The organism is Vibrio sp. 10N.247.310.23, from assembly GCF_041467155.1.
GTDB lineage: Bacteria > Pseudomonadota > Gammaproteobacteria > Enterobacterales > Vibrionaceae > Vibrio > Vibrio crassostreae_C.
This window is the reverse complement of the sequence record NZ_JBFSTZ010000006.1, coordinates 54,727-66,321: the sequence shown is the minus strand read 5'-3', so window position 1 is coordinate 66,321 and position 11,595 is coordinate 54,727. Positions and strand designations below refer to the sequence as shown.

Below are 11,595 nucleotides of genomic sequence, written 5' to 3'. Positions count from 1 at the left end.
ACTATTACGCATCCAACTAGGTAATACGACACCGTCATGATTATATGTTATGAAAATGTTACCTAAGGAAATGACGTGTCCCTATTACAAGAACTAGAAGAGTGGCTACCAGAAATGGTAGAAATTAGACGAAATATTCATCAACACCCAGAACTGGGTTTTGAAGAGCACAACACACAAAGTATGGTAATCGCCAAGCTCAAGGAATATGGCGTTGAACAAATAGACTCTCGCTTTGGAGGAACAGGCGTTGTTGCGGTTATCCAAGGGGAACTCGGTGACGGAAAAACTTTAGGTTTAAGAGCCGATCTGGACGCATTGCCGATCCACGAAGAAAACAACTTTTCTCACCGTTCTTGTCAGGCCGGAAAAATGCACGCATGTGGGCATGATGGACATACCACAATGCTGCTATATGCAGCAAAATACCTCGCAAAAAACCGTCAATTTAATGGTAAAGCCGTACTCATTTTTCAACCCGCTGAAGAAGGCGTTGGTGGCGCGCAAAAAATGCTTCAGGATGGCTTACTTGAGTGCTATCCATTAGATGCATGTTACGCACTTCATAACATGCCAGGAATACCAGAAGGGCATTTCGCATTCAAAGAAGGACCGATCATGGCAAGTTCCGATCGTCTCTTTATTCAGATTAATGGCAAAAGTGGGCATGCGGGCCTACCACAAAACACTCAAGATCCTTTATTAGTTGCGACCCATATCTATCAAGGTATACAAGGCTTAGTTAGTCGAACTTATAGCCCGTTTGAACCGCTTGTCGTTTCAGTCACACAGTTACATTGCGGTGAGACAACTAACGCTATCGCTGATACCGCTCAAATGAGTGGCACCTTCAGAACTCTCTCCCAAAATGTGCGAGACCGCTTGGTCTCTCAACTTGATACTTTGGTTTCTCACACTGCCATGGCTTTCGACATGACCGCACAATTCTCCCTAGGTCCAATATCTCACCCACCCACCGTCAACAGCTTCCCCGAAGTCGAGACAGCAGTGAAAGCCGCCTCTTCAGTCGTTGGTAATGATCAGGTTAACGCAACATGTGAGGCTTTATTAGCCAGCGAAGACTTTTCTTTTTTTCTAGACCAAGTACCGGGATGTTATGGGTTCATCGGCAACGGATTAACCATCAATGGAGAAACGATAGGCTTGCACCACAAGAACTACGATTTCAATGATCGAGTGTTACCGACCGGAGCCGCATACTTCATCTCTCTACTTCAACAAAACTAGCTCATAAAAATTAGCACAGGGGTCACGGTGACCCTCAATAATCACAGGAGTGTGAAATGTCAGGTTTACTAGATCAAAAACAACTCCCTCAGAAAGTCAGCATAATTGATCGTATTGAGAAGTTTGGTGACCGAATACCCCATCCATTCTATATGTTTATTACCTTATGCTTAGCGGTCATATTCTTGTCTTGGATAGTGTCGACTTTTGGTGGGAATATAGCGCACCCTTTGAGCGGAGATGAAATCAAAGTAAAGAACCTGCTCAGTGGCGAAGGGTTTGTGTACATTCTAAATTCAGCTGTATCAAATTTTATCGCGTTTAAACCTCTTGGTTTGGTACTTTGCATGATGCTCGCGGTAGGGCTTGTTCAAGAAGTAGGATTAGCAGACTCAGCAATTAAACAATCGCTTTTAAACGCACCCAAAAATTTCGTAACTGCCTCTATATTTCTAACCGGGATCATCGGTAACTTAGCATCTGATGCGGCGTTTATCTTAGTGCCTCCTTTAGCTGGCATCATTTTCTCTGCGACCAATCGAAACCCTGTCGTAGGAATTGCTGCTGGCTTTGTTGCTGTGGCCGCAGGCTTTACTGCCAACGTATTTATCGCAGGAACGGATGTTTTACTCTCCGGTATTTCAACAGAAGCTGCCCGCATTGTTGAACCTGTAGAAGTTAGCCCCGCGGCTAACTGGTACTTCATGCTTCTTTCGGTACCTCTCTTGGTCATACTTGGAACACTTATAACAGACAAATACATAGAACCGCGATTTGATAAGCAAACAAAACGCTCTGCCGAAGAGTCTCCACTGAGCACTGAAAACCCTGAGAAATATAGTGTCACCGACATTCAAAAACGAGCTTTAAAATGGTCTGGGTACGCATCAATTGTTTTTATCCTAGGAATGGTGGCGCTACTACTTCCAAGTGATTCGCCATTGAAAAACGCCGATGGCGGCTTAGTTCCATCTCCCTTCCTTACTGGCATAATCCCAATAATTATGGCGTTTTTCATTATGAATGCCGTGGTTTACGGTGTAAAAGCCGGAGAGATAAAGAAAGCGAGTGATGTGCCCGATCTGATGGCGAAGTCATTGCATGGTATTGGGGGTTACATCGTCTTAGTTTTTGTTATTGCCCAATTTATTGCTTGGTTTAATTGGTCTAACTTGGCTATATTTTTCGCTGTGAATGGCGCTGAAATGCTCGCTCAGGTTGAAGTGCCAAAGCTATTAATGTTAGCCATGTTTATGATACTTGCAGGGTTCATGAACCTGATTGTTTTCAGTGGTTCGGCTCAATGGGCAATCATGGCCCCAGTCTTTATTCCACTATTCATGCTACTGGATATATCACCTGAATATACTCAGATGGCTTACCGAATCGCAGACTCAACAACCAATATTATATCTCCAACAAACCCTTACGTGCCGATGGTATTAGCGTTGATAGCCAAATATAACCCCAACGTAAAATTCGGTACATTTCTAGCTATGATGGTCCCATATGCATTCTTTCTATTTACAATCTGGGGAGCTGTATTCTTGACCTACACTATGCTAGGTCTACCTGTTGGACCTATGTAGACCGCGTAAACTACAGTTTGAGACTGACTTGCTTTCTGAGCATTAGATTAAACTCATCGATGATCTGTCGGTGAGTTTCTTTTCTTGTAATTAGCCCAATTGAACGATATTGAATTGGTTTTACTATTGGGATAAATCTCAAGTTCTCATGAGCATGTAATGAAGCGATGGTTGAGGATAAAATAGCAGAACCTAAACCGCTATCGATCATACCAAGCAATGTTGAAGTGTGTGACGCACTAATTTCAGGATCATAGGTAAGACCTGCTCGCATAAATGCCTGGTCAGCAAGTGTTCTTAAACTATTTCCTGGACTGATACCAATAGAAGCATACTGATGAGCCTGCTTCCAGTTAACCTCACTCTCTGCACTCAAGTGATGAGCCTTATTACAGGTAAAGCATAAGTGATCACGAAACAGCAGTTCAAAATTTAGTTCCGAGTTATTAGGGGGAGTACCAATACCTATATCCGCACGTCCTTCTAGAACTGAATTATGGATATCATTAACTCGCTCCTCAATTAACCGAAACGAAAAAGATGGGTGCGTTCTTTTCAGCTCACTGATGGTTTTCGGAACCAATGAAGAACACATTGAATACAAAGACGAGATAACCAGCGTTCGATGGTAGCCTTGCTGACGAGCTTTATTTTCCAACTCCCACTTATCCAAACGGTTAACAATGAACAAAGCTTCTTGATAGAACGTACGACCAGTTTCAGTTAGCAGTATTTTTCGGCCTCTTTTCTCAATAAGTTCTGAGGCAGTTTGTACCGCAAGTTTTTGCATCATTTGGCTCAATGCAGATTGCGTAATGTGTATTTGTTCAGCCGCGGCTGTAAAACTTTTAGTTTCAGCAAGAGTAATAAACGCTTTAAGTTGTCGATAACTCACATCCATAAGACTGACACCACCTTAAGTATTTTCTTTGCACAAAGTTATCGATTACGAAACATCAATAAGAAGACTCACAATATAAGATTCACACAAAGCGATAGAGTCAGTTCAGCGTCATGGGTTGCTACAATGTGTGTGGCTTCTCATTAAAAATCATATCAAGCAGAAAGTTTTACAACCGTTCTGTGCCCTTCCAATTTAGAGTGCGAAGTGACTAAGGAGTTGGACTTTACTGATGCTTATGGTTGTTCAGTGTTCCATGAGATGTGAGGTGCGTTAACAGCTTAGCGTTAGATAGGAAATTATTGCGGGTTTAGATTTGAAAGTTAAATTAACCGTGAAGCATATATGTTATCCAAACTAGGCTCTAACAACTCAGAGCCCAATAAAGACGATTACAAATTGAGTTTTGGTTTGAAAGTTGAAATTTAGTCACCAAAGAAACTAAATGTAAGAATGCAAAATAGCTACTCTCGAGGGATAATTAGTGGCTGTCACTATTAAGAGACAAACCTGTTGTCTGTCACTCTTTGTGCAGCGACAATAGAGTTTGCCCGTAAGAGTAAAACGAGACAATAAAGTTTGCCCGCAAGAACTGTCTGAACCATCATCCACCTGCTGCAATTATGGGAGAACAACGTTTAATCAAAATTTAACCTTCCACACAAACTAACCTCAATCGATTGGCGAGAACTCGCATAAATTTTTAGCTGTAGTTCAATGCCAAGAACAAACTGCGTTGGTTGATGAAGCAAGGCTAGACGTACCACAATTTCTAAAATTCAGTATGGCATGGTACATTGATTACTCATGATTTATTCTATTAAAGTAACCCAAACAGCCTAATAGGGTGTAGATTGAGTAAAAATAAAAAAGCCTTTCCTGAACATCAAATATCTCCTGAAGTCTTTGTGCTCAATGCATGGGATATGGACTTTAGAATCTCGACTGCTGATTCATCAGCGCTTCACCCAGACTTCATTAAAACTGTTACTCTACTTGCTAGACAAAAAGATATAAGTGTTCATTATTTAGACTTTTCTGAATACGCCACTGCTGCTGCTGCATTATCCGCAGAAGAAAACTCTGCTTTTCTTGAAGCTATCGAAAATGGACGCAAAAAGTCGTTATTATGGTTTGTGAACTGCGATTCACTTGCGCCGTTGAATATTGATGTGACTTACTCTCTCCGTACCGTATTGACGACACGGCAAGGAAACAATACACAATCAGTATTCATCGCAACTAAAACGTCACTACTAAAGATGTTCGCTAACCCCGAAGCCCCCTTTTACCAAAGTCATTTTAGACTAACTAAGTATAGCCGTTAACTTTGAATAGCGATGCTCTATAGTATGCGAACGGAGATTAATAAGTCGGGATTAATTTTTATATGAAACAGCGACATTGCAGGCATAATCGTTTGCTATATATCACGCTCTCGACCTTCAACCGCTTCTTTTTTAGATTTTTGCCATTCGCTTTTTAACAATTTTTGAGCACACTTTTCAAGATTAGCTATTTCAGTTTTGAGCTTGGTTAAGTTCAATCGATCTTTCGCGCAGGTGGCATAAATAGAATTCACGGATCTTAACACTGCATGATCGAGTGCATGCTCTGAACTATAAGACCACGCTTTAGGGTTAAGCCGCATAACAATTAGAGATTTCAAACAACTAAGTTCTGAAAGTTTGCCTGTGCTCTCGATAAATTTAAATGAACACTCTATGTACTTACCAATCCCTTCACGTAACTCACTGCGCCAAACTGCTCTCTCATTGGTAACTGACATAGTAAAAACAGTCTTATCTGTATCTTTTGTAGTTTCTGCAAACTTTCTTATCGCTGATTTGTAACCGTAAACAACACCAACCGCGCCTACTGAAAATTGAGCTATGACCTTAAGACCTTCCAAATACCAATTTACTTCTAAGTTCAAATTTATACCTCAATCTAGTCGTGATGCTTAAGCAATTATTATGTTGTTGTTCCCTTAAAACAATTAACAACCATGTGGCGTTGCTCTACCACAAGATACGGAGCCAGAGCCATCACCAGAAAAAAACATACCTATAAGCCAAGCAGCCATAACAATACCAACCGTAACCTTGAAAGCATCTAGCATCCCATCATATATAGTAACATCGGCTTTGAGCCCTTTCGCTCTTGGATCATACAAGTTCATTCCGATACAAAGAAAAAATATGACTAATGAAGCCCACATAGTAAACTTGTTTATTAGGACTATACCTAAAACTAGTAAGACAAGTGGCCAGTATGCGAACAAAGATGACAGCATAAACATCAGAAAAAATGCTGCTGCCACATAAGTTACAATGTCGATTAATTCCATGATATGTATGTTTTCTTTCTGTTCATCCAAATAGTCTTAGACATCAAACCTTAAAATGGATGAGGAGTTACAACTGGAGGTGTCCATAACAAAGTTTATGGCCTCTAAACACTAAATGCGAAGCACCAATAAACTTTCTAAAAACGCAACTAAGAGCTTCTCTACTTTTCCGAGGGGTAATATGAAGTCATCCTTTCTCCATAGCATTTGTAATCCCGAAAAGCAGACCAAAACGCTTGGCGAGGCTGGACAATTATTAAGTTAGCGGGGCAATAGGCATCACGACACTTCGAGCAGTTAACTCCTCGAAGTCTAGCAATTGTTCCTTTAAGCCCCTGTTTTTGAATAACTCCACAATAAAAAGTATGTAACTCACAATGCCGTTTCCAAAACTCATGAAACCTTGAATAGTCAGATTTGTGAAGAGCAAAATAGGCCTTATTGAATACATAACCTCTAAAAACATGACTCTCCATATAACGATTCAAAGAATAATTGCTAGCGCTCCCCACCGCTGCGATCATATTGTTGGGAAAAGTATGCCCATCAATAAGTAACCAAGCTTTTAATTTGTTCTCTAAGCACGAGGCCAAATGAGGCAATACTTTCTCAGAATCGCCTGAACGATAATGTTCATCTTCATCTTCAGCCTCAACTTCACGATAGTATTTTAGATCTCTTAAACTTTTACAAAACCTAGAGCGCTTTCCCATCATTACAGATTGAACAGCTTGCAAAGAATCAGCTTGATTACCACTATCGATGATATTAAACGGTTCTCTATGAACCCGACAATTGTGATTCGAACTCCTTAACGCCCAATCCGCTTTAAGGTATGAAAATCCATACAATCCTATAAAATCTGCAATACACTTTGGACAATACTTTACATAGGTGGAGCGTTTTTTAACTCTGCTGCCTTTCAAAAAGTCAGCCATAGTTCTCGTATAGTCTACAGGGCTTTTTAGTATATCTTTTTGATACTCAATAACTCCCGATTCTAAGAGTAACTTAAACACTTTAGAATCAGTTTTTTTTAAGAAAATCTCTTGGTATTGTTGAGGTAAAGTGATGTACTTAGACCAATGTCCTTTTTTGTTGACAATATTAGGCATTCGGCATGGTGCCAACACCATATTAATACGAAGAATATAGCTAAAAACACATTCTTCTGGCATTGGAGCAATAAAAAACGCATCAGTGCTCATATTATTCTCACTGCGATGTTTAGAAATAGAGCTTTATCCAAAAGTGGCAACCATATCCTCTTCCTTGGCCAAGCTCAGTTTCCATTGAAGCAGTGGCCATATATTCTGTAAATAATCCTCATTTTGGCCATTTAGGAATATATATAATCGGTTAAGCCAGAACCTCCATTCAGTCATTTTTACATCTAAAGGCACCCTTGCCGCACGTTGCAGTTGTCGTAAAAATTCATCAAACTCATCCTGATAAGTAAGAAGTAGATCGCCCGCAAGGCGTTCACAGAAGTGAGTAATGACATACTCCTCGACCCGACTTGGTACTTGATAGACTTCTTTCCAAACACTGATTTTGGCAATTATATCGGGGGGAGCTGTAGGAAAACTAATTGAAGCCGAAGCTATTGGGTCTTGCCAATCTCCACCATGCAGTTCTGCTAATCCTCTAAAAATAGGTTCTATATGTGCATACTGGTGGCAAGACTCTTGCGACGGAGGTAAGGGATAGAAAGCCGCTCGACGACGCTCTTGAGGCCCGATAAGAACGTTCTTCGCCCCTTTTGCCTTGCTGTTACAAATATGGCAAGTAGGAATGAAGTTTCCAGGGTGAGCGGTGTAAATCGGATATTTATCTTTGCAAAGCACATGATCGTAATCGGCTCGCCATTGTTCGTCATCATCTAAGTTTGCTCTATCTTGCGACAGTAGTGAAGTTCCACATAAAAAACACAATTGGGAGTTACTATTTTCACGCCTAAACTCCTGGAAATGTCGCTCTATCGAACTATCAGCCTGTTGCTTTGCTCCAGATAAATCTTTAGTACTAGTGAATAAATGGGACGTCAGAGACTTTAGCGCTTCAAACAAGTCGTCCTCTAATTCTGGTAGTGGGGTAACTAAATCATCAAAATACGCAGTGATATCTTGGGAGTTTTGAACAAGTTCAAATAATTCACGGCGAGTCTGTTGCTCTAAAGGATCTAGAACAAGCCAGAGTGCTTGAAATTTTTCTTTCGTAGGCTTGTTTAGCCAACATACACTTCTTTTTTGTTGCCCATCATATTGGTACTGAGAAAACAAACCTTGATTGAAGCTGTTCGCCAGAATAGCTGCCCTTAGGAAATGTAACAGTTCATTATTTAGCACTTCAAAAACTCGACACTGAGGAGTATTTGGATTTAATGGGAACAGCATTAGCTTTGCAACTTCCTTAGTAAATAGGCTTTTTCCATTGACTCACCAAGATTCGCTTCTATCCATATTCGTGCAGCTTCTAACGTCTCTGGTTGTTCATCTTTAGGTAGTTGTTCTTTTACCGCTTCAACAACCGTTTGAGAGATAAGGGAGCGCAAACCAAAGTGTTTTTTTATCAACACTTCAAAAGACGCACCATAGGTTTGGCTACCAACTGGCTCCATCTGGATAAGGCCTTCATCATCACGCTCAAAGAACAGCACATCTTCACGCTTGAGGGATGACACCATGAATGGGGAGTGGGTCGATAAAAATACTTGTGCTTGAGCTTCGCCATTATCTGAAGACATCATAGCTTTGCTCAAATGGCTGTGGAAATATGTACGCCATGACGGGTTGAGATGAGTTTCAGGCTCATCAAATAAGAACAGTGTACGTTCTGGACTAAAAATTCTCGCGGTGGCAAGTACTTCAATTAACTGTGCCTCACCATCTGATAAATCATCTAAACAGACTTCTCGACCGCTTCCATCAGCCAAAACGAGTCTTTCTACAGATAGAGGTAGTTTCGTTTTCAACGGTTTTTTTACTGTACCCTCAAAATTATCTTTTCGTAGTTTCTGGCGAGTAACTCCCAGCCAACTTTTAACTCCAAGCTGTTGTAGCTTATACAATCTTCTAAAAAATGCTGCAGGCTCCCCATAGCTAGCATCATTTAGCTGCTCTTTAATATTTGGGTCATCTAGATTTAAGGTTATCAAGCCACTCAGATAGTTCATCTCAAACACTTCGTATTGAGCATCTGTAGTCCTTTGGCTTAGTCCTTCTATATTATCTTCTCCGGCAATGCGAGCTAATAACTGAATATCTCTGACTTCATCCCTACCAGCCACGCCTCCACGCAAATCATAGTGAAGTACCAACTCTTTTGGGTACTTAAATGTAATCTCACTGAGTATGGTGTCGATATCGTCAGTAGGTAAAAGGGCTAACGAAGCTAGAGCTAAGCCTGCACAGTCGTAGTCTAAGTAAACACATTTGCTAAGGGCTGTTGGGTACTCTCTCAAGTCTAGCAAGTAGCTCTCAGCGTCAAGTGGTTCTCCCGCCTCAGTTGTCAATCGTTCCCCAGACTCTGTTGTCAGATAACGACTTTCAAAATAAGAGTCTTCGGGTTCAAACAAATGAGGAGCTCGCTTTAAATATCGCTTATTTATATCAGAGATCTGAGCATCGTTTAATTTGGCGTTTAGCTCTTTCTTTCGATTCAATCGAATGCGCATATTGTCAAAATATTGCACTGCATTTTTCATAAAGCTACGTTGCAGATTTTCATTCTGCCCAGAGGAATACCCCACAATATATGGGAGCTCCACTCCTACTAATGGAATTTCCTGCCACGCTTCCTGCTTCCAAATGAAAGCCTTCGGTTCTAAAGAACCCTGCTCTAGCATTACTTTGAACTTAGGGTTGTGAATTCCCCCCACAACCGCAAGAGGGCTGCCATACACCATAGCAGGACTTCCGGCACTATGATTAGTCACTCCTCCTAACTGGTAGAGCAGCTCAAAGCCAAACCCGAGCGGTGTTCTAACCTTAAAATCGGCACGTTGTTTGCGTTCTAAAAACGCAAACGCTTCGGCGATTAACTCTAGTAGTTGCGACTTACCGGAGCCATTAAGACCAATCAACGCTAGGATATTGCCCTGGGTACGATGAAAATCAAAGTACTGGTTTTTTAGTCCTTTGTATTTTCCATCAAGGCGTAACGACAGCAAACGCATCAAGCTTTCTTCCTTGTGTTACGTGTCGGTTTAGTTATCGCACGCTCAGCTTTAATTTTTTCAAGTAATACCTCGGCAGAGTTATCGCCTGAGATCAACTCAGGATTATCTTTACGCCATTGCTCGGTTAAATCGCCACGTAATGCTTTGGCAAGGATTGACTGAGTGAGATTATTAACCCGTTCTAATGCTTGGCTTACTTGCTGTTCGGTGGCATCAGCGCCAGCAAAGAGTTTTTCTACGCGATTGACGATTTCGGTTTGCTCTGATTCTGGAGGCTTCGGCAAATCAATGTCTAACAATGCTTTTTGACCAATATTACGCATCGACATTTGATTCCCTGTAGATCTTGACTCAATTTCTTTTCTACCACTCGTAGACCGCAGAAAGATACTAATCCAAGGTTTATCCTTATCGTTCATGACTAGCCGGAGAACCTTATCGCTCAACATTAAGTTTTTCGTTACTCGATGAACAATGACAGGGTTGCCAAGCAGTTCTAACGTATTAGCTCTAGAAATCAGAAAATCACCAACAAGTATTCGGCGAGACTCAATAAACAAATCATTTTGAGGTAATGTCTTACTCTGCTCTTCGTCATAACTCCCCCAAGTAACAGCGCTAATTTTGATAATGCCAAACTCATTATCTTTAGGAGGAGACTCTATACATTTCAGGTTCTTTCCCGCTTCAATTTTTTCAACAAATGAACCCAATTTAACAGGTTCCCAGCGAATTAATTCTGATGTCTTTCGCCAATCCTCCGTCAACTTACCGCTCACAGCATCAGCTAATACTGACTGGCGGAACTGCCGTAGGTTTTCAAGCGTGCTTTCAAGGCGGGCTTTGGTGGTTACCACCTGTTCAAGCAAAGTATCTAATTTATCGGCAATGGCTTTTTGTTCTGCCAGAGGGGGAAGTGGTACTCGTACTTCTTGAAGTCCTTTACCAGTGATTTGAGGCTGCGCTGAACCAGAGATAGTGTCTTGAAGACCACGGGCTTGCAGCGCATAAAACAAAAATTCCAAGCCAACCAATTCAATAGGTTGGCTATCTAAAGCCATAGCATTGCCATTGATGTAGGAGAACGCTTCTGAAATATGTAGATTGCCACAGGTTGCACCACGGCAAGTTATCATCAGCGTTTGCTTTTCATGTGTGTACTCGCTGTAAAATCCAATTTTTCCATTTGCACCGTATACTACATAACCATTTTCAGTTAAATTTTTGGTTGGAATTGTCTTCCATTGCTTAGGAGAAACTAAATCCACCAAAAGAGGTAATTCCCAGTTTTTCGGGATATCACTCCCTATTTGACCTAGCGACATGA

10 protein-coding genes are annotated in these 11,595 nt (G+C 41.1%); 3 read left to right on the top strand and 7 right to left on the bottom strand.

Going from position 1 to position 11,595, the window contains the following annotated elements; translation table 11 throughout:
* Positions 1 to 75 precede the first annotated feature (75 nt).
* Both AB6D93_RS06265 and AB6D93_RS06260 read left to right on the top strand, forming a co-directional pair.
* On the top strand, positions 76 to 1,248 hold the full coding sequence (locus AB6D93_RS06265) for an amidohydrolase (protein ID WP_017079350.1): 1,173 nt from the start codon (positions 76 to 78) through the stop codon (positions 1,246 to 1,248).
* Between the two features lie 56 nt (positions 1,249 to 1,304).
* The gene (locus AB6D93_RS06260; RefSeq protein ID WP_102332585.1) at positions 1,305 to 2,837 is read left to right on the top strand and encodes an AbgT family transporter; all 1,533 of its coding nucleotides are present in this window, start codon (positions 1,305 to 1,307) and stop codon (positions 2,835 to 2,837) included.
* A gap of 10 nt (positions 2,838 to 2,847) precedes the next feature.
* On the opposite strand, the gene AB6D93_RS06255 is transcribed toward AB6D93_RS06260, so the two are convergent.
* Positions 2,848 to 3,738 (bottom strand): LysR family transcriptional regulator, encoded by an 891-nt coding sequence (locus AB6D93_RS06255; RefSeq protein WP_017079352.1) that lies wholly within the window; start codon positions 3,736 to 3,738, stop codon positions 2,848 to 2,850.
* A gap of 854 nt (positions 3,739 to 4,592) precedes the next feature.
* On the opposite strand from AB6D93_RS06255, the gene AB6D93_RS06250 reads away from it, so the two are divergent.
* Entirely contained in the window at positions 4,593 to 5,066 is a 474-nt protein-coding gene (locus AB6D93_RS06250) for a hypothetical protein (RefSeq protein ID WP_372116305.1), read from the top strand.
* Between the two features lie 95 nt (positions 5,067 to 5,161).
* Here AB6D93_RS06250 and AB6D93_RS06245 read toward each other — a convergent pair whose 3' ends face one another.
* From AB6D93_RS06245 to AB6D93_RS06220, 6 genes are all read right to left on the bottom strand, one after another.
* Complete coding sequence (locus AB6D93_RS06245; protein ID WP_372116308.1) at positions 5,162 to 5,674, bottom strand: hypothetical protein; 513 nt, start codon at positions 5,672 to 5,674, stop codon at positions 5,162 to 5,164.
* 63 nt (positions 5,675 to 5,737) lie between these two features.
* Entirely contained in the window at positions 5,738 to 6,088 is a 351-nt protein-coding gene (locus AB6D93_RS06240) for a hypothetical protein (protein ID WP_116869844.1), read from the bottom strand.
* A 161-nt stretch (positions 6,089 to 6,249) separates the two neighbouring features.
* The gene (locus AB6D93_RS06235; protein ID WP_372116312.1) at positions 6,250 to 7,296 is read right to left on the bottom strand and encodes a hypothetical protein; all 1,047 of its coding nucleotides are present in this window, start codon (positions 7,294 to 7,296) and stop codon (positions 6,250 to 6,252) included.
* A gap of 33 nt (positions 7,297 to 7,329) precedes the next feature.
* Positions 7,330 to 8,484: a hypothetical protein gene (locus AB6D93_RS06230; RefSeq protein WP_372116315.1), complete on the bottom strand. Its 1,155-nt coding sequence runs from the start codon at positions 8,482 to 8,484 to the stop codon at positions 7,330 to 7,332.
* Positions 8,484 to 10,265 (bottom strand): AAA family ATPase, encoded by a 1,782-nt coding sequence (locus AB6D93_RS06225; RefSeq protein ID WP_372116336.1) that lies wholly within the window; start codon positions 10,263 to 10,265, stop codon positions 8,484 to 8,486. The genes AB6D93_RS06230 and AB6D93_RS06225 overlap by 1 nt, the downstream gene beginning before the upstream one ends.
* Positions 10,265 to 11,593: a restriction endonuclease subunit S gene (locus tag AB6D93_RS06220; RefSeq protein WP_372116318.1), complete on the bottom strand. Its 1,329-nt coding sequence runs from the start codon at positions 11,591 to 11,593 to the stop codon at positions 10,265 to 10,267. Before AB6D93_RS06220 ends, AB6D93_RS06225 begins: the two co-directional genes overlap by 1 nt.
* Positions 11,594 to 11,595: the final 2 nt, after the last annotated feature.